The sequence below is a fragment of the Alcaligenes sp. Lyrl_28 genome (assembly GCF_051948705.1).
GTDB lineage: Bacteria > Pseudomonadota > Gammaproteobacteria > Burkholderiales > Burkholderiaceae_B > Alcaligenes > Alcaligenes ammonioxydans.
The window spans coordinates 100526-126828 of record NZ_JAYJLG010000005.1; the positions used below are offsets into that span (position 1 = coordinate 100526).

General features: G+C 58.3%; 18 protein-coding genes and 1 pseudogene. 14 read left to right on the plus strand and 5 right to left on the minus strand.

Annotated features, from left to right (window positions below):
- Positions 1–90: 90 nt before the first annotated feature.
- Positions 91–1476 (minus strand): RNA polymerase factor sigma-54, encoded by a 1386-nt coding sequence (rpoN, locus tag VF694_RS12775; protein WP_240209186.1) that lies wholly within the window; start codon positions 1474–1476, stop codon positions 91–93.
- A 16-nt stretch (positions 1477–1492) separates the two neighbouring features.
- On the opposite strand from rpoN, the gene VF694_RS12780 reads away from it, so the two are divergent.
- The 6 genes and pseudogenes from VF694_RS12780 (at position 1493) to VF694_RS12805 (ending at position 10737) form a co-directional block, all read left to right on the plus strand.
- Positions 1493–2047, plus strand: coding sequence for a hypothetical protein (locus VF694_RS12780; RefSeq protein WP_003800519.1), 555 nt, complete (start codon positions 1493–1495; stop codon positions 2045–2047).
- A 330-nt stretch (positions 2048–2377) separates the two neighbouring features.
- A complete protein-coding gene (gene leuA, locus VF694_RS12785) occupies positions 2378–4072 on the plus strand; it encodes a 2-isopropylmalate synthase (RefSeq protein WP_207307440.1) in 1695 nt (564 codons plus the stop codon).
- 307 nt (positions 4073–4379) lie between these two features.
- A pseudogene (locus tag VF694_RS12790) lies at positions 4380–4712 on the plus strand (IS30 family transposase); the annotation flags it as partial.
- A gap of 545 nt (positions 4713–5257) precedes the next feature.
- Positions 5258–6712: a basic amino acid/polyamine antiporter gene (locus VF694_RS12795; RefSeq protein ID WP_219235429.1), complete on the plus strand. Its 1455-nt coding sequence runs from the start codon at positions 5258–5260 to the stop codon at positions 6710–6712.
- Positions 6713–6790: 78 nt separating this feature from the next.
- Positions 6791–9166, plus strand: a complete 2376-nt coding sequence (locus VF694_RS12800; protein WP_003800525.1) for an Orn/Lys/Arg decarboxylase N-terminal domain-containing protein — start codon at positions 6791–6793, stop codon at positions 9164–9166.
- Between the two features lie 131 nt (positions 9167–9297).
- Entirely contained in the window at positions 9298–10737 is a 1440-nt protein-coding gene (locus VF694_RS12805) for a basic amino acid/polyamine antiporter (protein WP_440164517.1), read from the plus strand.
- A 325-nt stretch (positions 10738–11062) separates the two neighbouring features.
- On the opposite strand, the gene VF694_RS12810 is transcribed toward VF694_RS12805, so the two are convergent.
- Complete coding sequence (locus VF694_RS12810; protein WP_003800530.1) at positions 11063–11383, minus strand: hypothetical protein; 321 nt, start codon at positions 11381–11383, stop codon at positions 11063–11065.
- An 85-nt stretch (positions 11384–11468) separates the two neighbouring features.
- Positions 11469–11816 (minus strand): DUF1840 domain-containing protein, encoded by a 348-nt coding sequence (locus VF694_RS12815; protein WP_003800531.1) that lies wholly within the window; start codon positions 11814–11816, stop codon positions 11469–11471.
- Between the two features lie 97 nt (positions 11817–11913).
- Between VF694_RS12815 and VF694_RS12820 the strand changes: the two genes are divergently transcribed.
- From VF694_RS12820 to VF694_RS12835, 4 genes are all read left to right on the plus strand, one after another.
- A complete protein-coding gene (locus VF694_RS12820; RefSeq protein ID WP_440164519.1) occupies positions 11914–15501 on the plus strand; it encodes a phospholipase effector Tle1 domain-containing protein in 3588 nt (1195 codons plus the stop codon).
- Positions 15502–15631: 130 nt separating this feature from the next.
- Positions 15632–17317: an arginine--tRNA ligase gene (gene argS / locus VF694_RS12825; RefSeq protein WP_219235424.1), complete on the plus strand. Its 1686-nt coding sequence runs from the start codon at positions 15632–15634 to the stop codon at positions 17315–17317.
- A 14-nt stretch (positions 17318–17331) separates the two neighbouring features.
- On the plus strand, positions 17332–18075 hold the full coding sequence (locus VF694_RS12830; RefSeq protein WP_003800538.1) for an SPOR domain-containing protein: 744 nt from the start codon (positions 17332–17334) through the stop codon (positions 18073–18075).
- A gap of 89 nt (positions 18076–18164) precedes the next feature.
- Positions 18165–18806, plus strand: a complete 642-nt coding sequence (locus VF694_RS12835) for a thiol:disulfide interchange protein DsbA/DsbL (RefSeq protein ID WP_440164522.1) — start codon at positions 18165–18167, stop codon at positions 18804–18806.
- A 224-nt stretch (positions 18807–19030) separates the two neighbouring features.
- On the opposite strand, the gene metC is transcribed toward VF694_RS12835, so the two are convergent.
- Both metC and VF694_RS12845 read right to left on the minus strand, forming a co-directional pair.
- Positions 19031–20227 (minus strand): cystathionine beta-lyase, encoded by a 1197-nt coding sequence (gene metC, locus VF694_RS12840; RefSeq protein WP_003800543.1) that lies wholly within the window; start codon positions 20225–20227, stop codon positions 19031–19033.
- Between the two features lie 114 nt (positions 20228–20341).
- Positions 20342–21418: an MBL fold metallo-hydrolase gene (locus VF694_RS12845; protein WP_440164523.1), complete on the minus strand. Its 1077-nt coding sequence runs from the start codon at positions 21416–21418 to the stop codon at positions 20342–20344.
- Positions 21419–21568: 150 nt separating this feature from the next.
- Here VF694_RS12845 and VF694_RS12850 point away from each other — a divergent pair, with 150 nt between their 5' ends.
- The 4 genes from VF694_RS12850 (at position 21569) to VF694_RS12865 (ending at position 26276) form a co-directional block, all read left to right on the plus strand.
- Positions 21569–21961: a MerR family transcriptional regulator gene (locus VF694_RS12850; protein ID WP_003800546.1), complete on the plus strand. Its 393-nt coding sequence runs from the start codon at positions 21569–21571 to the stop codon at positions 21959–21961.
- Positions 21962–22042: 81 nt separating this feature from the next.
- On the plus strand, positions 22043–23221 hold the full coding sequence (locus tag VF694_RS12855; RefSeq protein ID WP_003800548.1) for an isovaleryl-CoA dehydrogenase: 1179 nt from the start codon (positions 22043–22045) through the stop codon (positions 23219–23221).
- Between the two features lie 69 nt (positions 23222–23290).
- Positions 23291–25102, plus strand: coding sequence for a bifunctional isocitrate dehydrogenase kinase/phosphatase (aceK, locus tag VF694_RS12860; RefSeq protein WP_230406346.1), 1812 nt, complete (start codon positions 23291–23293; stop codon positions 25100–25102).
- Complete coding sequence (locus tag VF694_RS12865) at positions 25095–26276, plus strand: acetyl-CoA C-acyltransferase (protein ID WP_440164526.1); 1182 nt, start codon at positions 25095–25097, stop codon at positions 26274–26276. The genes aceK and VF694_RS12865 overlap by 8 nt, the downstream gene beginning before the upstream one ends.
- Positions 26277–26303 lie beyond the last annotated feature (27 nt).

Sequence of the window (26303 nt, forward strand, 5' to 3'; positions counted from 1 at the left end):
GCATGCGTCTGGCAGGAGGCAGCCCAGCACGTGTCAGCGCCGGATCGTCACCGCAATCGCCCCACGAAGGCAGATACGCGGCCCTCGCAGCTAAACCCCGGCAGCTGCCCGCATCTTGCGCTGTGAAGCCGGGGCCAACCCTTCCGCCTCCCGATACTTGGCTACCGTGCGGCGTGCCAACGTCAAGCCCTGGGCCTGCAAAAGATCGGTAATCTGCTGGTCCGACAAAGGCTTGGCAGGCGACTCTTCGCGAATCATCTGCACAATCTGGGCTCGTACCGAGGCGGCCGACATATCGGCTTTGCCGTCCGTACTGCTCAAGCCCACGGTAAAGAACTGCTTGAGTTCCATCACGCCATGCGGGGTTTGCATGTACTTTTGCCGCGTCGCACGTGAGATCGTGGACTCGTGCAAATCCAACTCTGCTGCCAGATCCGCCAATTGCATGGGTTTTAAGGCGGCAATGCCCTGGGTAAAGAAGTCCTGCTGCATTTGCACAATCGCTTGCGCCACCCGCAATATCGTCACAAAGCGGCTGTTCACACTGCGCAGCAGGCCAGTGGCCTTTTGCCGTTCCGCCAACAAGGCTGGGTGTGTCTCGATGTCATAGTCGTGCAGCTTGACCAATTGCAGCCGTGGCACAGCCAAGGGATTGAGGGCCGCTTGCCAGCGGTCCTTGCCCCGAACCAGCAACACATCGGGCACGACATAAGCCGAGACATTCTGCGTCCAGGCACGGCCCGGTTTGGGGTCCAGCCTCAAGACCAGATGATGGGCACGCTCAACCAGTTCAGCCGAATAACGGCCAGCGCAACGCTGTCGCAACTGGCTGGGAGAGGCCAGGACGCTGACATGCTCGCGCACCAGATAAAGGGCACACTCCAGCAAGGCGGGTTCGAGCTGTCTGGCCTGGTGCAGCAGTTGCAAGCTCAAACATTCAGACAGGTCCCGAGCGCCGACACCGGCGGGGTCCAGGGATTGCACCTGGGCCAGTGCGCAGCGCAAGTCACTGTCATCAATGCCCAGCTCGGCAGGCAGGCACGCCAGCACCTCGTCCAGTGACATCGGCAGGTAGCCGTTATCGTCCAGTTCTTCGATCAAGATTTGCGCCAAGGCCCGGTCACGGTCGCTCAAACGCAACAAGCCCAACTGCTCGACCAGGTAAGCCACCAGGTCCTGATCCATGGCCGACTCCGGCGTCCAGTCCGGGTCCTCCTTGTCGCCCAGATGCTTTGGAAACTCCAGGCTCGCCCACGAGGATTCCGCCTCACCCGAAACGGCTTCCGGCAATGGATCGGCGGCGACATCCGCCTGCACGTCCAAACGCTCCAGCAACGGATTCTCCAGCAAAGCCTGAGCCAATTCCTGCTCCAGCTCGGCACCCGATAGCTGCAACACTTTAATAGACTGTTGCAATTGCGGCGTCAAAACCAGCGTTTGCTGCTGGCGTAAATCTAGTGACTGACGCGTAAGCATAGGTACAATCGTTTCCATGAAAACTGACAACGCCCAGACACCCACCGCCAACGATAGTCAGGCTCTGCGCAACACACTGTTCAAACTGTGCGCCACGGCCACTATTATCTGCACCGTAGTCACTATCGTGGTCGCCATTATCTGGTGGGACCTGCTCAACCGTCTTATCAGCTTTGGGCGTGGTCTGGATTACTCCGGCCTGCAGGCCCTGAGCATTCAGAACCTGGCGCTGATCAAGCAATACAACCCGTTTTTCTGGTGGACGGTCGTGGGCGTCATAACCCTCATTATTGCCTATCTTTTGTATGGCTTCGTACAAGCGGTCATGCGACGCAACCAGCAACGCATTATTGACGAGGCTACGGTGGCCCAACTGGCCCGATCCCTCAGCCGCCCGGCTCGGGAAGTCATTTTATGGACCTGGCCCGACCAACGCAGCCCGTTGACTGTGGGTGATTTACAACGCGCCCATCGCGAACTGCGTGCCGGTCGCTTTGGCAAAATAGAACTGGCTCAGCAGCAAAGTCGCCTGCTTCAAGCCGACTACGAACGCCATGAACCGCAGGCGTAACGCTTGCCTTCCTGTTTTTTTTGTGTTTGACTTACGGTCATGACTTACGCACGCCCATCCTCCTACGCATGCCAAGGTTTCAGCCCCGCCGCTGAAGCAGCCTTGTCGCGTTCCGTGCGTGAAGGCCGCTTTTCGGCCCCTGTCTCCAGCCTATCCTGCCTGCTACTACTAGCGTCCGGTTGCCGGGCCTAGTGTCCCGTGGCAGTTCGGCAGCCAATACTCAGCCACATCTACGTCATTTGTGCCGCCACCGGCCTACGTAAATGCTGCAATCGCTGGTGACGGCAAGAAGTAATCCACACTTTTTGTCCGACAGGTATCCCCATGGCAATGCTGAAAAACCCCTCTCAAAAGTATCGTCCTTTTGTCGCCTTTGATCGCGACTTTGCTGAACGCACCTGGCCGTCCAAGCGCATTACCAAAGCGCCCATCTGGATGAGCACTGACCTGCGCGATGGCAATCAGTCCTTGATCGAACCCATGAATGTGGCTCGTAAACTGCGCTTTTTCGAGCAGCTCGTCAAAATCGGTTTCAAGGAAATCGAGGTCGGTTTCCCTTCCGCGTCGCAGACCGACTTCGATTTCGTTCGCAAGCTGATTGACGAGAACCGCATTCCCGACGACGTCACCATCATTGTGCTGACGCAGTCGCGTGAAGACCTGATCAAACGCACGGTCGAGGCGGCCGCAGGAGCCAAGCGCGCCATCATTCACCTGTACAACGCCTGCGCTCCTGCCTTTCGCAAGATTGTCTTTAACCTGAGTAAAGACGAGATCAAGGAAATTGCCTTGACCGGCACGCGTCTGGTCAAAAACGAAGTGGCCAAGTACCCGCAAACCCAATGGGGCTACGAGTACTCGCCCGAAGTATTCAGCACCACCGAGCCCGAATTTGCCCTGGATGTGTGCAACGCCGTCGTCAAGACCTGGGGTCCGGCCAAGGACGAGCGCGTTATTTTGAACCTGCCCGCTACCATTGAGGCCACCACGCCCAATATGTACGCCGACCAGATCGAATGGATGCACAACAATCTGGAACAACGCGACAACGTCACCTTGAGCGTACACCCGCACAATGACCGTGGCACTGCCGTGGCAGCAGCTGAGCTGGCCGTAATGGCTGGCGCGGATCGTATTGAAGGCTGCCTGTTCGGTAGCGGTGAGCGTACCGGCAATGTCTGCCTGGTCACCTTGGCCCTGAACCTGTACACCCAGGGTGTGGACCCTGAGCTGGACTTCTCCGATATCGACGAAGTGCGCCGCACCGCCGAGTACTGCAACCAGTTGCCAGTCCATCCACGTCACCCTTACGCCGGTGATCTGGTCTTTACCGCGTTCTCCGGCTCCCACCAGGACGCCATCAAAAAGGGCCTGGCCCAGCAAAAATCCGACGAGCTCTGGGAAGTGCCTTACCTGCCCATCGACCCGGCCGATCTGGGCCGCAGCTACGATGCGGTGATCCGCGTCAACAGCCAGTCCGGCAAGGGAGGGGTGTCCTACCTGCTGGAACAGGAACACGGTCTGGTCTTGCCACGTCGCATGCAAATCGAATTTAGCCGCGCCATTCAGCGCGTGACCGACTCCACCGGCAAGGAAGTGACACCGGCCGACGTATACGGCATTTTCGAGTCTGAGTACCTGAACTGCAAAAAACACTACAAGCTGCTCAAGCACAACATCATCAGCCAGCCTCATGCCGACAGTGGCCAGCAATTCACCATTGAGGTGGATGTTGAGCACGACGGCCAGGTACGCACCTTGAAAGGCTCGGGCGAAGGCGCGATCTCTGCCTTTGTGAATGCCTTGGACCTGGCGATCAAGATCATGGACTACAACGAGCACGCCATCGGCTCGGGCGCTGAGACCCGCGCCGCCACTTACGTGGAAATGCGTATCGGCGACAGCCCCTCGGGTTTCGGGGTCGGTATCCACGCCGATATCGTGACCTCGTCTTTCCTGGCAATCCTGAGCGCCGTCAACCGCCACACCAGCGCCCAGCAGGAAGCTGAAGCCACGACGGCCTAAATCGTCTTTATGTCGCCGCTGGAGGGGTGATCCCGCTCCAGCGCCCGCCCGGTCTATCCCGGCCGCGCCTGACCCGCTTTCGCAGCCCGGCTTATCGTCGCTCTGCCCGCAACCCGCCCACAAGGCGGGTTTTTCGTGGGCGACTCAAGAGGCCATCTCCATTCGCTCCTAAAAAATGTCTGCTATCAAGCCTTTTGCGGGATCATGCCGCGCCATGAAAAGTAGGACGGGGCAGGTTAGGCCAGATTTCGACCACCGTGTGCGCATGCTGCTTTTCCGGTTAGGTATCGCATAGGTGCTTCAGTGTGAGATCGAACACTCTCGGCAGTCGCCGCTTAATGGATGGAATAAACCACATCGCGGGGACCACAAATGGGTAAAGGGCTGGTCGCCCGCACAGATTGCCAACCGACTTCCGATTTTCAGGAGGATAAATCGGTGCGCATCTCTCACGAAACTATCTATCAAACCTTCTAGATTCAGGGACAAGGTGCCCTCAAGCGCGATGGTGGATTGCCTGCCCACTGGGTGGGCAGCACGCATGCCAAGAGCCAGAGCGCAGTCTAAGGCGTGGGCGTATAGCTGCGAGAATGTGAGGATCGCATGCCGACCCGCAGAGGCAGAAGACCGCGCTTGGCCTCGACAAGTTCGGTAGCGTGTTTCTCCGAATTATCGGGCCTCACGGCCTTATCACGACTACAACCTAGCAAGGCGATGGGCCGACACGCCGATCCGGGCAACAACCTCTGCCACTGAATACCCCCAGGCAACAATTTGTCGAACGGCCTCCTTCTTGAATTCAAGGGGGAAAAACACTGAGTACTCATGGACTACCCCTCATGCTCAAATCGTAAGCCTGACATGCCTGGGATTATCGGGGCAGTCTAATCTGGTCACACCCTTGTCCACTCAATCCTGTTAACGCCACTGCTGCCCTCCACACCATTGACGTTAAACCTTATCGTGCACAGTCGGATCGTGCGCCATTTGTATCATCCATACGTCGTACTAAATTATTTTAAGATTGAAGATATCCGTTCAACGGTAAGTGAATTACTCTGGTATCTTTGCTCCAGTCGGTCTAAGCCATACGAACTGAGATACATCGATTGTATGGTCCGTTTCCTCCATCCATTGGCACCCCATCAAGAGCGGCAACTGCGCCGAAATAACCAATGAGAGCGTATGAGCACTAAGTCTACCGACCAGAAACTCGGCCTTGTGGCACTGATTGCCATCGTTGTCAGTTCAATGATAGGAAGCGGTGTAGACAGCCTGCCGCAAAACATGGCGGAAACTTCAGCTCTCGGACCGGTGGTCATTGCCTGGCTCGTTAGCGGTTTTGGTATGTTTTTTATCGCCAAGACGTTTGTTGCGCTTTCTGATCTTCGGCCAGATCTCGAGTCTGGTGTTTACATGTATGCCAGAGAGGGTTTCGGTCCTCTCAGTGCCTTCGTCGTGGCATGGGGCTACTGGCTCATGACCATATTCAGCAACGTGGCGTTTGCTGTAATGGTGATGGATACGCTTAATTACTTTATCCCGGGCGACTTCACCGGTGGCAACAACATCACCTCTATCGTTGGCGCTTCCATCCTGATCTGGGGCTTTCATACCCTGGTGCTGTCCGGCACCAAAACGGCGGGGATGATTAATACCATCGGTACCTTTGTGAAGCTCATTCCGCTGGTAATTTTTGTCGGGGTAGTGAGCTACTTTCTCAACCACACCCAGTTAACCGCCGATATCTGGGGCCACCATCCCGTGCCAGGCGCCAAGCCGCTTGGCTCCATTCTGTCGCAAACGCTTTCACCCATGTATGTGGCTCTGTGGTGCTTCATCGGCGTTGAAGGCGCCGTTGCATTATCGGCGCGGGCCCGGAACAAAAAGGACGTGGGGCGCGCCACGCTGGTCGGCTTCGTGTTGGGCCTGATCATCTGCATGATCGTGTCGGTGCTTCCCTTTGGCACCTTATCGCAACAAACCCTGAGCCAGATCCCCAACCCGTCCACCGCTGGCGTCATGAATCATCTCACCGGCGCTTGGGGAGAGTGGCTGATCAACATCGGGGTTCTTATTTCAATTCTCGTCAGTTGGCTGGCATGGACCATGATCTGCGCCGAGATTCCACAGGTGGCAGCCCGCAACGGCACCTTCCCCAAAGTGTTTGCCACTGAGAATAACAAGGGCTCCGCATCCATCGCCCTGTGGGTCAGTAGCGGGATTATGCAATCCGTAATGGTGATGGTGTATTTCTCACACCATGCCTGGCTCACGCTATTGGCCATCTCAGCCATCTGCGTGCTGCCCGCCTATTTCGCTTCGGCCGCCTATCTGATCAAGACCTGCATGAATGGCGAATTCAGCCGACGCCAGCCTGCGGGACGTGGGCTGGCGCTGTTCAGCAGCTTGGTGGGGGCTGGCTTTTGCCTGTTCATGCTGTACGCAAGCGATATTCGGTATGTCGCGATGACTCCGCTGCTGCTTACGCTAGGCCTTCCTTTGTTCTTTTGGGCACGTAACCAGGATCATCCCTCTCAGGTTGCGCTGGGTAAGGGCGAACGCGTTGCGCTAATGCTTCTACTAACTATCGATATCTTGGTCATTGCGCTCTATTTAATGGGGCATATCAAGCTGTAAAAGGTTTTCTCGTACTGACGTTCAAGCGTCAGTATCAAATGCCGGACGCACCGGCCAACCTAACCGTAGAGCTTTGAAATGAAATTTAATCACAATGCGCTAGTGGTGGTTTCCGATAGTTTGACCCCGGGTCTACCCGCCGCCCAGGCCCTCAAGGCCTTAGAGACGGCGGTCATCGAAAGAGGCTTTAACGTCCAGCTTGCCGCTAACCCCAAGGCCGGCCTTACCTACATTCAGCAGAGCCCGCATTACAGCTTCATCGCTCTTTTGTGGGATACCCGCAATCCCGCCATCGTTAGCGAGAGCCAGCAACTTATCCAGCAGATACGCGAACGCAACGACACGGTTCCCATTTTTTTGCTTTCGGAAGAGGAAACCGTCAACGGCATTCCTGTTTCCATACTGAGAGAAATTAACGAGTATGTTTATCTGTACTCTGAAACCGCCGAATTCACGGCGAACCGAGTGTACACGGCGGTTCATCGCTACGCTCAGAAGCTGCTCCCTCCTTATTTTGCTACTCTGAAGAACTTCACTGAGGACGGCGATTACTACTGGGATTGCCCGGGGCACATGGGCGGCATGGCTTATACCAAGCATCCGGTCGGCGTCGAGTTCATCAATTTCTTCGGTGAAAACATGATGCGGGCGGACATTGGGGTCGCCACAGCCGAAATGGGTGACTACCTGATCCACTCTGGGCCACCCAAGCAATCCGAAGAAATCGCCGCCGAGCTGTTTGGTGCCAAATGGACTTTCTACGGCGTGGCCGGCTCGTCGGGCTCGAACCGCGTGGTGGCGCAAGGCGCTATTGGTGCCAACGAGATTGCCGTGGTAGACCGCAACTGCCACAAGTCCCTCAATCATGGACTTACGCTCTCGCAAGCTCGGCCGGTTTACCTGACGCCCAGCCGTAACGGCTACGGTTTGATCGGCCCCATCCCGGCACAGCGTTTACAAAAAAGCAGCATCCGCCAGCTCATCCAGTCGAGTGCCTTGACCGCCGGCGCGGTCAGTCCGGACCCCAGCTATGCGGTAGTCACCAATTGCACGTATGACGGCTTCATCTACAACGTCCATCAGGTAGTGGGCCAGCTTAGCGAAAGCGTGCCACGCATTCACTTCGATGAGGCTTGGTACGCCTACGCCAAGTTCCATCCGCTCTATCGCGGTCGGTTTGCCATGGATGTAGACGACAACATGCCCAACCGCCCCACGTTGTTCGCGGTGCATTCCACGCACAAGATGCTGCCGGCGCTTTCCATGGCCTCGATGATTCACGTCAAACCTAGCGAGCGTGCCCCGCTGGAATTTGACGACTTCAACGATTCGTTCATGATGCACGGCACGACGTCGCCGTTCTATCCCATCATTGCCTCCATCGACGTGGCCGTGGCGATGATGCAGGGCAGGGGCGGTTATTCACTGGTGCAGGAATCCATCGAAGAAGCCATCGCTTTCCGCCAAGCGGTTGTTAACGTCAAGCAAGAGCTCGCCGAAGAAGACGGTGAGTCATCGTGGTTCTTTGATGTGCTACAGCCCACTGAAGTCAAAGATCCTGCCAGCGGCGAGGTTCACGCCTTTCATAAGGCACCGATCAAGCTGCTGAGCCAGACGCCTGAACTGTGGCGTCTCAATGCCGGCGACAACTGGCACGGCTTTGCTGCACAAGACATCGGCGAAGCGGACTGCATGCTCGACCCGGTGAAGGTAAGCATCACTTGCCCCGGCATCACGCCCGACGGTCAGCACCTGACCCACGGCATCCCGGGCAGTATCGTCAGCAAGTTCCTCGATGATCGCCGCATCGAAGTTGCCCGAACTGGCGATTACACCCTCCTCATTCTGTTCTCGGTGGGCACCACCAAGGGCAAATGGGGCACACTGATCGAGAGCCTGCTGGAGTTCAAGAAGCTCTACGACAAGGGTGCCAAGGCAACAGACGCCATCCCATCTCTGGCCCGCATGTCACCCAAGTATGCGTCGATGACACTCAAAGCGTTGTGCCAGCAGATGCACGACACCATGCAAGAGCTGAACCTGATGAAGCACAGCAGCGATGCTGTGAGTTCCATACCCGAACCTGTGCTCACACCCGCTGAGGCCTACCAAAAGGTGGTGCGCTATCAAACTGAACGCGTCAAAGTGGCTGATTTTGCCAATCGGATCGCCGCCAGCATGCTGGTGCCTTACCCCCCGGGCATTCCTGTTCTGATGCCGGGCGAGCGCCTGCCGGCCGACGACACCGGCATTACCGGCTACCTCGAAGCGCTGCAGGAATTCGACAAGCGCTTCCCCGGATTCGAGCATGAAATTCAGGGCGTCAGCATCGATCAGAACGGAGATTATTGGGTCCGAGCCATCGTCGAGGAAGACAGACAGCCTCATCCCACACCTAAGCACATTAACTTCAAGGCGCCCCGCGTTTCTTCAATCAAGAAGGGAAGGCAATAAATAAGGTGGCCGTCCGATGTTTGGGCGACATTTTCTTCTAAGGTGCGAGAAAAGACATGACTGATAAATCTCAAGTAAGTGCAAGTGCCGACGCTACGCCGAGCGCAGGCCCCGCTGGAGCAAAGCTTGGCATGCTGGCCCTTATCGCGATTGTGGCGGGCTCAATGTTGGGCGGCGGCGTTTACAGCTTGCCGCAGAACACGGCGGCCACATCGGCAGTGGGGCCTGTTGTCATTGCCTGGATCATCGCCGGCATTGGCGTTTACTTCATTGCCAACGCTTTTCGCATGCTGTCCGATTTGCGTCCAGACCTGCAGGCCGGGGTCTACATGTATGCCCAGGAGGGTTTCGGCTCTTTCATTGGCTTTAACGTGGCATGGGGCTATTGGTTGATGACGTGCTTTGGCAACGTAGCCTTTGCCGTCATTCTCATGGATGCGTTCGACCAGATATTTCCCGGCGTATTCACAAACGGCAATAACCTCAACTCGATTATTTGCGGCTCCATCTTGATATGGGGCTACAACTATCTCGTTCTCTCCGGCACCAAAGTGGCCGGCTTCATCAACACTCTAGGCACCATTGCCAAGCTCGTGCCCCTGGTGCTGTTCGTGTTCCTTTTGGGCTTCTTGATCGACTACTCCCAGTTGCTCAGCAATATCTGGGGCTCCTCGCCTCAAGTGCTCAGCGGTCCCGGAGACAAGGGCACCCCGGTTTCGCTGACAGCACAGATCATGGCACCCATGACCGTTACCCTGTGGGCATTTATTGGCGTAGAAGGTGCCGTGGTGCTCTCTGGCCGCGCCCGCAAAAGAAGCGACGTGGGGAAGGCCACCCTGCTGGGCTTCTTGATTGCCCTGATTATTTATATCTTGTTATCGGTCTTGCCCTTTGGCGCCATGACGCAGCCAGAGCTCGCTCAAGTGGCCAACCCGTCTACCTCCGGCGTGCTGGAACACGTCGTGGGCGCGCAATGGGGCAGTTGGTTGATGAATGTGGGGTTGATCATTTCAGTTCTGGCTGGATGGCTAGCATGGACCATGCTGTGCGCTGAAATTCCCATGGCAGCTGGGCAAAACGGTGCATTTCCCAAGGCGTTTTCCCGGACCAACAAGAACGACGCAGCCAGCATCTCGCTTTGGGTAAGCAGCGGCATCATGCAGGCGGCCATGCTGTTGGTGTATTTCTCCAACAATGCCTGGAACACGATGTACAACATCAGCGCCCTCATGGTGGTGCCTGCCTATATCACAACCACGCTTTACATAACCAAGCTGTGCCTGACTCACGAATACAAGAAGTATTCTTCAACAGGCATGACGCTTGCGCTCGTCAGCGGCGTGATGGGCGTACTTTTCTGCCTTTTCATCTTCTACGCCAGCTCACTGAACTACCTGGCACTCGTTCCGATCCTTCTGACTTGCGGTCTGCCCGTATTCATTTGGTCGCGTAAGGAAAAGAACGACGGTAAGCCAATCTTTGAGAGGCTGGAAAAACTGTATGTCGCCATCTTGCTGATCGCCGATGTCGTGGTGCTGTGGTTGTTGTACGTAGGCAAGATCACCCTCTAACCTCGGTTGCCAAGCACGCCTAACTTGAGCAAGGCTCGGTCTTTTTGTGAAAATGCGACTTTTCGTGGAACGACTGAGCCTGACGGCAGATTCAGCCTGGCAGTTCAGCAACTTGGCGAGCTTGGGAGGGGTTGCCTGGTTCAACCATAAACGTTTGCACTCATCGATCGGCTATATTCCGCCTGCTGAGGGATGGAAGTTCACGACGATGGGTTTTGGGCGAACATGCTCAAAATTTTCAACACCGGTTCAGTTGTCCAGTCGCGCTAAAAAGGAATAACAAAACCGACCCCAAGGAGCCGGTCTTCCATTGTCTTGAACCTGATCAGTAAGTAACCGCCAAACCTGGCAAATCCACGGTGACCTGCATGGAACCGACCGCTTGCAAACAATGGCGTGCAAACTCCTGGGCGCGTTCTTCGTCTTGCGTCAGCAAGGTATAGCCCAGGGCATCGGCAACACCCATGATTTTATCGAGCAGCAGCACTTTGCCGCTGGCCCGCATGGGTTCACAGCCCAGTTCCTGCCAGGTGCGATCAAACCAATCACGAGATTGTTTGCCGCTTTCAGGATCGATGGTTTGTATTGGAGTGACCAGCTCTATGTGCTGGCGAGGACTAAAGATCACAAGCACCATAGCGCTCATAGACGATCTCCGAAAAAATTGGATCAACTGTGGAGCTTAAGCAAAGAAGGCCTGCCAAATTGTCGGCAGGCCGACATTTCAGACCCTACCAGGAACTGTCTGCCGGCTCCCACATTACCGGAACCCCCGTGTTGTTGGCCTGACGCAGCATATCGAGCAAGGGGTAAGCCCGCTGGCCAAAACTGACGGCCTGGGACATCGGATGCTCCTTGTCCTCGTCTTCGTCCTCGTGGGGCGAGTGCTTGTTTTCCCGGTCTTGCCCGATCGCTCGCTCAATATTGCCAATGGCTTCGGACAACTGCTCGGGCGTGAAGACGCCACGCTCGGGCAAACCATCGGGATAGGAGCGCCCTGCGGCCCGGAGAATAGGCATGGCATGTTCAGAGAACATCAGAACATCGGCGGCGGCTTTGCTTTTAAAGACGACTAGCATACGGTTTCTCCTTATGGATCTTTGTGTTTCCGATTCGACTTTCAGGATACACACCCCTGCAAGATAGCAGGATTTTCCCCCTCTTGGAGAGTCCTTCATGCCTGTCGCTGCGCTGTACTGCTTAATCCCGCTTTTGATCCTGGCGCCGTCTACGGTCTGGTCACACGGCTCACTGGAATGCTCCTTGCCCCCGACCCCCACACGCTGCGCACCGGCGGCTGCCCTGGGGGACCTGCCCGAGCCTGCGCCGGATATGGGTTTGCTCAATCCGGTAGACCTGCTGGGCGGACGCAAACAACAAAGCGATATCGATCTGCCCCTCAGCCAGGCATGGCCATTGCTCCAGCTACAGCGTCACTGGAACGGGCAGGGACGCAATCCCACGCCTACACTCGGTTCAACAGGCTGGGCCTTGAACTACGATCTGCGCATCCGGCAGCAAGGCCATGCCTTATTTATGCCCGATGGGCGACAGACCCGCTTATACCCACCGGCCCGGGCACAAGGCGCCGCTTGGCTCTGGCAAGGCCCCAATGGCTTGGCCCTGCGTTTTAATGAACAGGGCTGGTTGATCCAGGTACGTATCGGCAGCCGGCAATGGCTGGATATAGAGCGCTTTACGGCCAGCCATCCGCGGGCGCACGCTGTGCAGACCGTGCGTAACCATCTAGGACAAACACTGGTATTTGACTGGCAAGCCCCGGCGCAGAAACCGGACTCGTCACCAGAGCGGGCGCAAAACCAGACAGCCATCCAGGCCCCCACCACATCAAGTGCCACCGTCATCCATATTCAGACGCCAGCCGGCCCCTTTCACTGGTTTCTGGAGCAAGGCGATCTGCAGATCTGGCTGGCCAAGGTCAGCCGCCCCGACGGCATGCAACGCCTCTACCATCCCACGCCGGGGAGACATGACTTGGGAGGCAGCAGCCTGCAGGCGCCCGGACAAGCCCCGCACCAGATGCAGCATTGGGAGTATGACGCCCAGGGCCGTATCCGTCGCCTGATCTCCTACGCTTTCGAGCAGGAATGGACGGCCACCCATGAGCCAGGCATCAGTAAATGGTTCATCGGCGCGGAGCAGCATCATTTCCACTATCGCGACTATCAAGGCCAACGGCGACTGCAAACCCTGGAAAGCCGCTTGTGCGAATCCTGCCCGACCCATCGCACGCACTGGCAGTACGACCCGCAGGGGCGCTGGCTGCAGGCCGGCCCGTGGTCGGCACGGCGTCGTGCAAATGGAACGCTGTCACAGTTAGAGCAGGATCAGGGCGGATGGGGGATGCTGCGCCTGGGGCTGGATGAGAAAGGACGTTTAACACAGTGGGCGAGCAGCCTGCACGGCAGTCAAATGCGCTACTGGAACGCGAGTGGCAAGCTCACGCGTATTGACTACGCCCAAGAGGGTTCGCTGGATATTCAATACGATCAACAGGGGCGATTAAGCCGTCTTGAGCACCGGCAAGGCCAGGACACGGAGCGCAGCGAACTGGACTGGCTGGGCCCGGGGGCGCTGCGCATTCGTCACCCCACTGAAACGCAATGGCTCACTTTGCGCGCCGGTCTGCTGAGGGAGCGTCGTCTGGAACGGGCACATAGCCCCGGCCAGATCTGGATCGAACGCTTTGAGTACGACAAGCAAGGCCGGCTCACACACCACACCTTGCCCGAAGGAGGGCAACTTCGCTACCGCTGGGATGCGCAGGGACGTTTGCAATCGCTGCAATGGATCGGGCAATCCGGGCAGGCACAAACTGTGATTCGCGCCCAGGAGACCGGCTACGCCTGGGGCAACGGCCTGCACTTGATCAGCCATGCGAACAGCACCGGGCAGACGGTGGATGCCATGCTTTTGCAGGCCGATGGCCAAGCGGTCTGGACCCAGGCCCGCCGTCTGGATGAGCAAGGCAATGTGCTGGAAGAGCGTCATGAGTACCCGCTGCTGCAACACACGCGTCACTGGAATCTGCACTATGACGCTCAACGCCGTTTGATCGCGTTGCGGCAGGGCACGACAGAACCGGCGCAATGGCTGGCCTGGAACCCGGACGGCTCACTTGCGGCGCGCACACCGCAAGCCGTTACGCCGATTGGACGCATGCCCAGCGGAACCCCAACCACAGTCGGCACCATGCGCCTGGACTACGGCCCCAACCGCCGCTTGCGGCGTGTACATACCGCCGAGGCCACGCTGGTTCAGTACCGGCATGACGCCTTTGGTCAACGTATCTGGCGCAAACAAGGTCATCAGGAACGCGCCTTTTTCTTTCATGGCCAGCAGTTGATGGCCGAGCTGGATTTGCCCGCCGCGCCTGGCCTGCGCCTATCCCGACGCTACCTGTACGCGGGCCTCACACCGGTAGGCATGATTGTTTACCAGCCCGACGGGCAAGGGCGCTTGTACTACCTGCATGGCGATCTGATGGGAGCGGTGCGGCTGATTAGCGATCAGCATGCCAAACTGGTCTGGGGCGCAGACCTGAACCCCTTGGGGCAAGCCGAGATTTTGCGGGAGGACCTGGAATTCAATCTGCGCCTGCCAGGGCACTATGCCGAGTCCGCAACAGGCTGGCATGACAACCTGTTGCGGACCTATTTGCCCGATCATGGCCACTATCTGGAAGCGGACCCGCTGGGGCCTTGGCCCCAGAGCCAGGCCGTGGGCTACGCCCACCAGCAGCCCTTGCGTCATATCGATCCCACCGGCCTGCTGCTGTTCGCGTTTGATGGCACAAGGCAGGCGCCCATCACCACTAGCAATGTGTGGAAACTGTCGCAGTTGTATCAGGATGGAGCCGTGCACTACAGCGACGGCCCCGGCAATCCTTTGACTGTCGATCTGGATGCGCTGACTGCCTGGCGGGCGGGTCGCATTCTGGAATCACAATGGAAGCACTTTCTGAACCGCATGCAGGAGCGGGGGCCTGCGGCTGTTGCTGAGCCGGTAGACCTGCTGGGTTTTTCACGCGGGGCTGCACTGGCACGCGACTTTTCCAATCGCATTATGGATCACCTCCATCAAGGCTGGTTTGTCTTGAATGACCCGCAGCGCGGTGCCATCCGGGCCTGTATCACCCCCCGATTTTTGGGCCTTTTTGATACCGTGGCGCAGTTTGGGCTGGGGGGCTGGAGCAACACCCACTATCGACTGGGTGTGTCGGACGCCTGGAACTGGGTCGCCCATGCCGTGGCCATGCACGAGCACCGACTGCTCTTTCCCTTAAGCGGCCTGGCCCAGGCCATGAACACCGTGGAGATGCCCTTTATCGGTGCTCATAGCCAAATTGGCGGCGGTGTGCTGCCCGATGACAGGACCGCCGTCAGCGACCTGGACAAAGTGGCTCTGGCCTGGATGCATTGGCAAGCCACGGCAGCCGGTTTGACGCTGGCCGAATTGCCTCAAACGGATCTACAGGTCAGGCACCCTATCGTGCAAGACATGCGGCCACCCGGCCTGCGCCTGACCACGCATGGTGTCCGGCGCATTGACTACCATGGCCATGGTCAGGACCTGCTGTATCAGGACTCCCATCCTGCCCTGGGCCGGGACGTGCGCAAAAGCATGGAGCGTCTGCTCACGCGCTTTGATGACTGGCGCGTGCGCGGCGGCAATCAGGTGGCCTGGGTAGACATGGACGCTTACGATACGTGGTTACAGAACCACCTGGGATGGGAGCGCTAGGCTTCTTGAAAAGAATTTGGTGTCAAATCACGCTATCATGTGGGGCTATCCGGCGGGCCGATGCCGCGCCTTCCATCCGGGGCCTGACCAACTCGTCCCGGTTGTCTTTCTACCAATCCAGACCTTTCCTATGCTTGCTGAGCAACAATCTCAATTAATCGCCTGCCTTCAGGCTGCCGTCCGTGCCATCTTGCCCCAGGCTGAGCCGACCATTACGCTAGAGCGCCCCAAAGTGGCCGCGCACGGTGATGCCGCCTGCAATATTGCCATGCAACTGGCCAAACCGGCCGGGCGCAACCCGCGCGAGCTGGCTCAGCAAATCGTCGATACCCTGATGGCCGATCCGAACGCCGCCGCCTTGCTGGCTGGCGCGGAAATTGCTGGCCCAGGCTTTATCAACTTCCGTCTGTCCACCGCCACCCATCAGGCCGTCCTGCACGCCATCGCCGAGCAGGGTGAGCATTTCGGTCACGCCGCGCCCACCCATGAAAAACTGATGGTGGAGTTCGTGTCGGCCAATCCTACCGGCCCCCTGCACGTCGGTCATGCCCGTCAAGCCGCCCTGGGCGACTCACTGTGTCGCGTGTTCAGCTCGCAAGGCTATGACGTGACACGGGAGTTCTACTACAACGACGCTGGTAACCAGATCGACAATCTGACCACCAGCGTACAGGCCCGTGCGCGGGGCATTGAACCCGACAGCGAGCAGTTTCCCGCTGATGGCTACAAGGGTGACTACATTCTGGATATCGCCCGCGATTACCAGGCTGGTGCAACGGTTCAGGCCGCTGATGGCGAGTCTGTCACGGCCAGCGGTGATTTGGACAATCTGGAAGACATCCGTCGCTTTGCTGTGGCCTATTTGCGCCGTGAGCAAGATTTGGACCTGCAAGCCTTTGGTCTGAAGTTTGACAATTTCTACCTGGAAAGCTCGCTGTACACCTCCGGCAAGGTTGAAAAAACCGTGCAGGCCCTGATCGACGCCGGTCACACCTACGAGCTGGACGGCGCGCTATGGCTGCGCACCACCGAACTGGGGACAGGGGACGATAAAGACCGCGTAATGCGCAAGTCCGAAGGCGGCTATACCTACTTCGTCCCCGATGTGGCCTACCACGTGACCAAATGGGAGCGCGGCTTTCACCACGTAATCAATATCCAGGGCACCGACCATCATGGCACCATCGCCCGGGTGCGCGCCGGCCTGCAAGGGCTGGGACTGGGTATCCCCAAGGAATTTCCAGCCTATATTCTGCACAAGATGGTGAAAGTCGTGCGCAATGGCCAGGAAGTGAAAATCTCCAAACGTGCCGGCAGTTACGTCACCTTGCGTGATCTGATCGAATGGGTGGGCCAGGATGCCGTGCGTTTCTTCCTGATCCAGCGTCGTGCCGACTCCGAATTCGTATTCGATATCGATCTGGCCTTGTCCAAGAGCGAAGAAAACCCGGTCTATTACATCCAGTACGCTCATGCCCGCATCAACTCCGTGTTGAACCAGTCGGCAGAGCTGCTCGATCAGGTACCGGGGGCCGACATCACGCCCCTGACCGCCCCCACCGAGATTGCCTTGCTGCAACGCCTGTCCGAATACCCCGCCGTGCTGGCCCAGTCCGCCCGCGAACTGGCACCTCATCACATTGCGTTCTGGCTGCGCGACTGCGCCGCGGACTTCCACTCCTGGTACAACGCCGAGCGCGTGTCGGTAGACGACACTGCCTTGCGTCTGGCTCGCCTTCGTCTGGCCCAGGCCTGCGCCCAGGTCATCCGCAATGGTCTGAACCTGCTGGGTGTATCGGCACCTGAACGTATGTAAACCCATAGGCAGATATGGCAAGAGCACGAAAAAAATCCGGCAGTTCCGGCGGTACGTATACCGGCATTCTGATTGGCCTGATTCTGGGCCTGGGCGCCGCAGTGGCGGTGGCCCTGTTTGTCACCAAAGTGCCCATGCCCTTTGTCGACAAGGCCAGTCGGGACAAACCTACCGTTGCCTTGCCTGAAGGGCGGGATTTACTGGACCCGAACCGGGATCTGTATGGCAGCTCCAGCGGGCAGACGCCGCCACCGGGCGGCACGATTCCCGGCTTGACCCTGCCTCCCGTCAATTTGCCCAATGTGCCCAAACCCGCTGCGCCCGATGCCTTGGGCGACCTGATTGCGACCTTGCCTTCCATAGGGTCCGAGTCTGCCGGCCAGCCTGAGGCACGCCGGACACCGGCGCCAACGGTGGCCGCTCCGGCAGTCACACCGTCCGCGCCAAGCGCCCCGGCACCGGCTGCCAGCAAACCGGCCGCACCAGCACCGGCCGCCCCCCCTGCGGCCGCCAAGCCCGCCACGACCTCGACCCCTTATTACCTGCAGGCGGGCGCATTTCGCAACACAGCCGATGCAGAAGCCATGAAGGCCCGCCTGCTGATGCTGGGCTTTAATGCGTCCGTGCAAAGTGCTCAGGTCAATGGCGGGACGGTAAACCGGGTACGCCTGGGGCCCTTCAAGGGCATAGACGAAATGAACCGGGCACGCAGCCGGCTGGCCGAGGAAAAAATTGACACCTCCGTCGTACGGCCCTGAGCCCTTAACGATGAAAACGGGCCCGAGGTGAACTTTTCCTCCCTTGCACAGGTCATAGACCTCATCTTCCCCCTTAAGGAAATTGATTCATGAAGCTGAACGCATTGTTTGTACGATCCCTGGTCGGTGCCAGTCTGTTGGCCGGGGTAAGCTTGCTGCCCACCACCAGCGCGCTGGCTCAACAAGCCAACCAAGGCTACGTTACCCTGCCTGCGGCTCAGCCCTCGGACAGCGTCGGCAAAACCGAAGTGCTGGAGTTTTTCTCCTACAGCTGCCCACATTGCGCCATCCTCGAACCCAAGGTTGAAGCCTGGGCTAAGACCCTGCCTGACAATGTCGTGCTGCGCCGTGTGCCGGTTGCCTTCAATGCCGGCATGACCGACCTGCAAAAGCTCTACTACACCCTGGAGGCCATGGACCGCCTGGACCTGCACCCCAAGGTGTTTGATGCGATTCACCAAAAACGTGAACGCATCTTCGATGCCAAAACCATCTCGGCCTGGGTGGCCAAGCAAGGTGTGGACAAGGATCGCTTCGAGCAGACCTTCAACTCCTTTGGCGTCCAGACCAAGGCCAACAAAGCCAATGAACTGTCCAATACCTACCAGATTCAGGGCACACCTAGCCTGGCTGTGGGGGGCAAATTCGTGACGTCGCCTTCCTTGGCCAATGGCTACGACGAAAGCATCACCAAGGCCCAGGAGCTGGTGAAAATGGTCACCAGCCGCTAATCAGCACGCTGGGCACGCCATAGCAGCAACGGCCCTCAAGACGGAATACATTCCGATCTTGAGGGCCGTTGCCGTTTTTATCGCTGTGACCGCGGGTCTGGCCATACCGCGTCCATAAGCCGCCACGGCGCTGACCGCCATTTGTCCGACAAGTCGGCCGCCCCATGCACGCAACGTCCCACCCAGCGGGCGCGCCTGTCTGCTTTATCCCGTGTCAGCTAGCCTCAACCCTGCGCGGCCTGCTCAAAAGCCTGCGTCAGATCCGCGCACAAATCCTTGGGCGACTCCAGCCCAATATGCAAACGCACCAAACTGTCCTGACTGTGTTCCCAGTACGTGTGGCCGCTCAGGAATGCCGTATCCACCAGTTGCACCAGACTTTCAAAGCCGCCCCAGGAAAAGCCGATACCGAACAATGTCAGGGCATCCACAAACACACGCGCCTGCACAGGGTTCAGTGCCAGTTGGACCGACAACATCCCGTTGGAGCCCGTACAGTCTCGCTGCCACAAAGCATGGCCGGGGTCGTGAGGCCAGGCAGGGTGATAGATCCGAGTGACTTCAGGACGACTGTCAAGAAACTGGCACACGGCCAGCGCATTGGCAGCACTTTCACGCATGCGGATGGGCAGGGTGCGCGCGCCCCGCAAGGCCAGCCAGGCATCGTCCGCACTGATGGAAAACCCCAGAGCATAATGGTTGTCGTGCAAGCGCTTGTTCAGTTGCGGATCGGCCGACATGACCGCGCCCAGCATCAGGTCGGAGTGACCTGCCACATACTTGGTTCCCGCCACGATGGAGACATCAAAGCCCAACGCCAGCGGACGGTAGATATAACCCGAGCCCCACGTATTGTCCGTGACCAGCAACAAATTGTGCTGGCGTCCAAACGCGGCCAAGGCGGGCATATCCAGCATCTGCATGAGCAGGGAACCAGGCGATTCCACGTACACCATGCGGGTGTTGGCTTGCAGATGGCGTTCCATTTCCTCAGGGGTCGGCGCGCAGAACGTGGCCTGTATGCCCATGCGACGCAGCACCGTCTTTTCCAGATAGCGGACCGGACCATAGGCGCTGTCCGCAATCAGCACATGATCGCCCGAATCCAGCAAGGCCAGCAAAGCCAGGGTAATGGCCGCCATGCCCGAGGGCGCCAGCAAGGCCTGGGTGGCAGACTCAAGCTGACAGAACACCTGCTCCAGGGCGGCGTGGGTATCCATGCCCGAGCGCCCATAGGTGACCGAGCGTTTTTCTGGATCTGCCTTGTCAGCCTGAGCGCGGTCCAAAGCATCCAGATTGCGAAAGCGCACCGTACTGGTGCGCATGATCGGTACGGCCACCGGCGCCGCATCCGTGTGCGGATCGAACGGTGCCAGACCAGTATGTTGCAGGGCGGTGTCCAGGGCGAGATCAGAACTCATAGTGTCGGCAAGCGGTAGCAAGAAAAACTCTACGCTACCACAGGCCGACAGAGCGGGTCGCCCCTGCTTTCAATCACTATATTGCCGGTCCTTATTAAGGAGCGGACTCGTTCTTCATGTGCGCTGGAAGCGGTACACCCCGTCCTCGCCCATCTGGCGACACAAACGGCCGTCAAAGTACAAGGCGTGCAAGTGAGCAATGGCCTCGCCCATGGCAAAAGTCATCTGATGCGAATCGAGCTTGCGATGAAACAGCACCGGCAAGATGTCGGCTGCCGTACAGGGCTGGTCACACGCTTGCAGGACCTCTTCCAGTCGCTCGGCATGATGTTCCTGCTGCTGACGAATGCGCTCATGCATGCCACGGAAAGGTTTGCCATGTGAGGGCAGCACCAGGGTATCCGCGGCCAGATCCTGATAAGACAGCAAGGAATTCAGGTACAAGGGCAAAGGATTGGCAAATGGCTCGGTATCGAACACGCTGATATTGGTGGAGATACGCGGCAAGAGCATGTCACCGGAGATCAGCACCTTCAGCGCTTCGCAGTACAAGGACATATGCTCGGGCGCATGGCCGTAACCCACGATCAAACGCCAGGGGCGACCGGCGATCACCACACGCTGACCATCCATCAAGCGCACAAAACGCTCGGGCACTGAAGGCACCATCGAAGGGTAGTAATCGCCCCGGCTGCGAATCTGCTCACGGGCTTTCTCATCTTGCAGACCGTGACGGACAAAATGCGCCTCTGCCGCCACACCATTCGGGCCGCCCGCTTCCGCACCCGTCTGTCGTCCACCCGCACCCGACCACAAGCGAGCCGTGGCGTAATCGGTCATGCTGATCCACAAAGGAGCATTCCAACGCTGGCATAACCAGTCGGCCAAGCCAATGTGGTCAGGGTGCATATGAGTCACGATCACGCGCAGGACAGGCAAACCGTCCAGTTCATGCTGAAAAACCTGTTCCCACAGCGCGCGCACTTCAAGGCGGGCGACACCACAGTCCACAATAGTCCAACCGTCGCGACCCTCGATCTGGTCGCGCAACAGCCACAGATTGATGTGATCCAGCGCAAAGGGCAAAGGCATGCGCAACCATCGCACCCCCGGTGCGACCTCCAGGCTGCCACCCGGTGGGGGCAGGGTATCTGCCCAGGGATAATTCAATTTTTGTTCGTTAGGATTCATGCTCACTCCAATGAATAGCTCTTGCAAGACGTAAGGGCTGTCCATACTAAAAGGCTAGGGCCTGTTAAGCGTAAAAGAAGCCTCACAGACCCTGGTTCGCACCCTGGCTCTATGGCATGATAGTTTACGTTTACGTAAATCACACTAAAAATGACAACGACAACCTGGACAATATCGGATCTGGCGCATGAGTTCGGCATTACGCCCCGAACCCTGCGTTTCTATGAAGACCAAGGAATCTTGAGCCCGCTGCGCCAAGGTACCCAGCGCATTTATCAGCCCCGCGATCGTGCCCGCCTGAAGCTGGCCCTGCGCGGCAAACGGCTGGGACTGCAGTTATCGGAGATCCTGCGGCTGATCAATATGTATGAATCCCCGATGGACACCGCTTCGCAGCTTAAGCATTATCAGGAAGTGCTAAACGAGCATCGCCTGCGCCTGGAGCGGCAGCGGCAGGACCTGGATCAGACCTTGCAGGAAATTCAGGATCAGCTCGACATCTGTCACACCATGAGTGAACAGTTAAAGCAGGAATCCCGATAAGGGAAAACCCATATATATGACGTTTACGTAAACGTAATATAAATAGGATTCTACAACCCATTTATTTCCACGGAGTGTCTCATGAGCCTGCCCGGCCTGAATTTCGATCTTGGCTCCGACCTGGACATGCTGCGCGACGCTGTCGCCGACTTCTCCCAGGCCGAAATTGCCCCCTTAGCGGCTCAACTGGATCACGATGACCAGTTCCCCATGCACTTGTGGAAGAAGTTCGGTGAGATGGGTTTGCTGGGCATGACCGTCAGCGAAGAATACGGTGGTGCGAACCTGGGTTATCTGGCCCACATGATCGCGATGGAGGAAATCTCCCGTGCCAGCGCCTCGGTAGCCCTGTCCTACGGCGCGCACTCCAACCTCTGTGTGAACCAGATCAACCGCAACGGGACAGAAGCCCAGAAGCAGAAATACCTGCCCAAACTGATCAGCGGCGAGCATATCGGTGCCCTGGCCATGAGTGAGCCCGGTGCTGGTTCGGACGTGGTCAGCATGAAGCTGCGCGCCGAAAAGAAAGGCGATCGCTACGTGCTCAATGGCTCCAAAATGTGGATTACCAACGGTCCGGACGCTGACACCCTGGTGGTGTACGCCAAAACGGACCCGCAAGCCGGCGCACGCGGCATTACCGCCTTTCTGATCGAAAAGGATTTTGCCGGTTTTTCCGTCGCCCAGAAGCTGGACAAACTAGGCATGCGCGGCAGCCACACGGGCGAACTGGTGTTCCAGGACTGTGAAGTGCCTGAAGAAAACGTGTTGGGCCAGCTCAATGGCGGCGTCAAAGTGCTGATGTCCGGCCTGGACTACGAACGCGCCGTACTGGCCGGTGGCCCGCTGGGCATCATGCAAGCCGTCATGGACGTCGTCATTCCCTACATCCACGACCGCAAGCAATTCGGCCAGGCCATTGGCGAATTTCAACTGATTCAAGGCAAGGTGGCCGATATGTACACCACCCTTCAAGCCAGCCGCGCCCTGTGCTATGCCGTGGGCAAGAACCTGGATCGTCTGGGCGCCGCTCACGTGCGCTCCGTGCGTAAAGACTGCGCGGCCGCCATCCTGTACAGCGCTGAAAAAGCCACCTGGATGGCCGGCGAAGGCATCCAGATTCTGGGCGGCAACGGCTATATCAACGAATTCCCCACAGGCCGCCTGTGGCGCGATGCCAAGCTGTACGAGATCGGCGCGGGCACCAGTGAAATCCGCCGCATGCTGATCGGCCGCGAACTGTTCGCTGAAACCGCCTAAAAAGGCAGAGGCATGTCCAACCCTGATTTTGGCGAAACCACGGTCATCACTCCGGTTCAAAAACCGGCGATGACCGCGACCCAGGTCGCTCAGGCCATGCTGGATGGTTTCAATCGCCACTATGCGCTGTTTCGCTATAGCGCCCAGCGCGCCAAGTCCTTGTACGAATCGGGGGACTGGCATGGCATCCAGCAACTGTCCCGTGAGCGTATCGAGTATTACGCCACGCGAGTGCGCGAGTGCGCGGCCATGCTCAGCCAGAATCTGCGTCTGCATCAACCGACACCGTCGGCACCGGCCCACCTGGACGAGGCCCAGCAGCAATTGTGGCTACAGGCCAAGGCAGAGTTTGTACGCCTGCTCTCGGGTCACCGACAGCCGGAATGCGCCGAGACGTTCTTTAACTCCGTCTCCTGCCGCGTCTTGCATCGGCACTACTTTCGCAACGAATTCATTTTCGTGCGCCCAGCCGTTGCCACGGATTATCTGGACGGCGCGCTGCCTTCGTATCGGGTCTATTACCCCACCGAAGAAGGTCTGGAAGCCAGTCTAACCAGTATGCTGGCCGACTTCGGTCTGGCCGCCCCCTTTGCCGACCTGCCACGCGATGTGCGCACGCTGGCTCGCATGGCGGTGCGTCAGCTGTGTCGCCGTCTGCCACGGGGCTATGGTTCGCGCATTGGCTCAGACTGCCAGATTCAGGTGCTGAACTCCCTGTTCTTTCGCAACAAGGGGGCCTATGTGGTGGGCCGCCTGATCAATCAAGGCGAAGTGCTGCCTTTTTCGCTGGCCATTTTGCATCGCCCCTCCGGACATTTGTACATCGACGCCTTGCTGCACACCACGGACGACCTGTCCACGCTGTTCAGCTTTACGCGCGCCTACTTCCTGGTCGATATGGAAGCCCCGTCGGCCTATGTGGACTTCCTGTCCAGCCTGCTGCCACGCAAGCCCAAGGCCGAGCTTTATACCGCCATCGGTCTGCAAAAGCAGGGCAAGACGCTGTTCTACCGCGACTTTCTGCACCACCTGTCGCACTCGCACGATCACTTTGATCTGGCTCCCGGTATTGCCGGTATGGTGATGACCGTCTTTACGCTGCCGTCTTACCCTTATGTCTTCAAGCTGATTCGCGACCGCATTCAAAAGCAGGGCATGGATCATGCCACGGTGCGCAGCAAATACCAGCTGGTTAAAAAACATGATCGTGTCGGGCGCATGGCTGACACCTGGGATTACGCGCAGGTTGCCTTGCCCAAGGCACGCTTTTCACAAGCCTTGCTGGAAGAGTTGCGGCGCGAAGTGCCCAGCCTGCTGGAAGAGTCCGAAGACACCATCTTGCTGCGCCACGTCTATATCGAACGGCGCATGACTCCCCTGAACCTGTACCTGAACAAGGCCAGCGATCCCGCCCTGAACGCCGCTGTCGACCAGTACGGCAAGGCAATCCGCGAACTGGCGGCCGCCGACATTTTCCCCGGCGACATGTTGTTCAAGAACTTTGGGGTGACCCGTCTGGGCCGCGTCGTCTTTTATGACTACGACGAAATCCAGCATATGCGCGAGATGAATTTCCGCGCCATTCCGCCCGCACCGAACGAAGAAGCCGAAATGGCGAGCGAACCTTGGTATCCGATTGGCCCAAACGATGTATTTCCCGAAGAATTCGGCTACTTTCTATTGACCGACCCACGCATTCGCAAAGCCTTCATGGCCCACCATGCAGAATTGCTGGAGCCTGAATGGTGGTCTCAATGTCGCTTGCGGGTAACGCAAGGTCGGATCGAAAATATTTTTCCGTATAACAAAGATCGGCAGCTGCACGAGTTTGCCAAGCGCGCACCGGTCTCCTCTTTGCAACCAGGAGTCTTTCATGACTAATTCCGTTGTCATCGTCTCGATCGCCCGCACCCCGATGGGCGGCATGATGGGTAGCTTGTCCGATCTGGCCGCTCACGAACTGGGCGCGGTCGCCATCAAGGCGGCCGTGGAGCGCTCGGGCATCCAGGCCGACCAGATCGACGAAGTGATCATGGGTAACGTGCTGCAAGCTGGTCAGGGCCAGGCCCCTGCGCGCCAGGCGGCCCTGGGGGCCGGTCTGCCCCAGGGCGTGGCTTGCACCACCATCCACAAGGTTTGCGGTTCCGGCCTGAAAGCGGCCATGTTTGCCCACGACCTGCTCAAGGCTGGCAGCGTGGACGTCGTCGTGGCTGGGGGCCAGGAAAGCATGAGCAATGCCCCTTATCTGCTGCTCAAGGGCCGCCAGGGCTACCGCTACGGCCATTCCACCGTGTATGACCATATGGCCATGGATGGACTGGAAGACGCGTACAGCCGTGGTACCGCCATGGGTGTGTTTGCGGAAGACTGCGCCAGCAAGTACGAGTTCAGCCGCGAAGAGCAGGATGCCTATGCACTGGAATCGCTGCGCCGCGCTCGTCAGGCCAGCGAAGACGGCAGTTTTGACTGGGAAATCGCTCCGGTAACGATTGCGGGCCGCAAAGGCGATGTAGTCATTGCCAAGGACGAGGCCCCCACCAAAGCCATGCCCGAAAAGATCCCCACGCTGCGTCCCGCCTTCAAAAAAGATGGCACGATTACCGCGGCCAACGCCTCGTCCATTTCGGACGGTGCCGCCGCCATGGTGATCACCACCGAAGAGAAAGCCAAGGAACTGGGCGCCACGCCACTGGCGCGTATTGTGGCTCACACCCAGCACGCTCAGGAGCCCGCCTGGTTCACGACCGCACCCGTAGCCGCCATCCAGAAGCTGCTGGATAAAACCGGCTGGAGCGTGGCTGATGTAGATCTGTTCGAGATCAACGAAGCCTTTGCCGTGGTCACCATGGCCGCCATGAAAGAGCTGAACATCCCGCACGACAAGATCAATATCCACGGTGGCGCCACGGCCCTGGGTCACCCCATCGGGGCATCGGGTGCGCGCCTGCTGGCCACCCTGATTGGCGCCCTGCGTAAAACAGGCGGCAAGCGCGGCATTGCCTCGCTGTGCATTGGCGGCGGCGAAGCCGTCGCGCTGGCCGTCGAGCTGGTCTAAAGCAAGCTCATCAGCCGGGCTGCGGCC

Bases quoted from the DNA above. Each gene is read 5' to 3' on its own strand.
- rpoN (WP_240209186.1), bottom strand. From the start codon at position 1,476: ATGCTTACGCGTCAGTCACTAGATTTACGCCAGCAGCAAACGCTGGTT.
- VF694_RS12780 (WP_003800519.1), top strand. From the start codon at position 1,493: ATGAAAACTGACAACGCCCAGACACCCACCGCCAACGATAGTCAGGCT.
- leuA (WP_207307440.1), top strand. From the start codon at position 2,378: ATGCTGAAAAACCCCTCTCAAAAGTATCGTCCTTTTGTCGCCTTTGAT.
- VF694_RS12795 (WP_219235429.1), top strand. From the start codon at position 5,258: ATGAGCACTAAGTCTACCGACCAGAAACTCGGCCTTGTGGCACTGATT.
- VF694_RS12800 (WP_003800525.1), top strand. From the start codon at position 6,791: ATGAAATTTAATCACAATGCGCTAGTGGTGGTTTCCGATAGTTTGACC.
- VF694_RS12805 (WP_440164517.1), top strand. From the start codon at position 9,298: ATGCTGGCCCTTATCGCGATTGTGGCGGGCTCAATGTTGGGCGGCGGC.
- VF694_RS12810 (WP_003800530.1), bottom strand. From the start codon at position 11,383: ATGAGCGCTATGGTGCTTGTGATCTTTAGTCCTCGCCAGCACATAGAG.
- VF694_RS12815 (WP_003800531.1), bottom strand. From the start codon at position 11,816: ATGCTAGTCGTCTTTAAAAGCAAAGCCGCCGCCGATGTTCTGATGTTC.
- VF694_RS12820 (WP_440164519.1), top strand. From the start codon at position 11,914: ATGCCTGTCGCTGCGCTGTACTGCTTAATCCCGCTTTTGATCCTGGCG.
- argS (WP_219235424.1), top strand. From the start codon at position 15,632: ATGCTTGCTGAGCAACAATCTCAATTAATCGCCTGCCTTCAGGCTGCC.
- VF694_RS12830 (WP_003800538.1), top strand. From the start codon at position 17,332: ATGGCAAGAGCACGAAAAAAATCCGGCAGTTCCGGCGGTACGTATACC.
- VF694_RS12835 (WP_440164522.1), top strand. From the start codon at position 18,165: ATGAAGCTGAACGCATTGTTTGTACGATCCCTGGTCGGTGCCAGTCTG.
- metC (WP_003800543.1), bottom strand. From the start codon at position 20,227: ATGAGTTCTGATCTCGCCCTGGACACCGCCCTGCAACATACTGGTCTG.
- VF694_RS12845 (WP_440164523.1), bottom strand. From the start codon at position 21,418: ATGAATCCTAACGAACAAAAATTGAATTATCCCTGGGCAGATACCCTG.
- VF694_RS12850 (WP_003800546.1), top strand. From the start codon at position 21,569: ATGACAACGACAACCTGGACAATATCGGATCTGGCGCATGAGTTCGGC.
- VF694_RS12855 (WP_003800548.1), top strand. From the start codon at position 22,043: ATGAGCCTGCCCGGCCTGAATTTCGATCTTGGCTCCGACCTGGACATG.
- aceK (WP_230406346.1), top strand. From the start codon at position 23,291: ATGACCGCGACCCAGGTCGCTCAGGCCATGCTGGATGGTTTCAATCGC.
- VF694_RS12865 (WP_440164526.1), top strand. From the start codon at position 25,095: ATGACTAATTCCGTTGTCATCGTCTCGATCGCCCGCACCCCGATGGGC.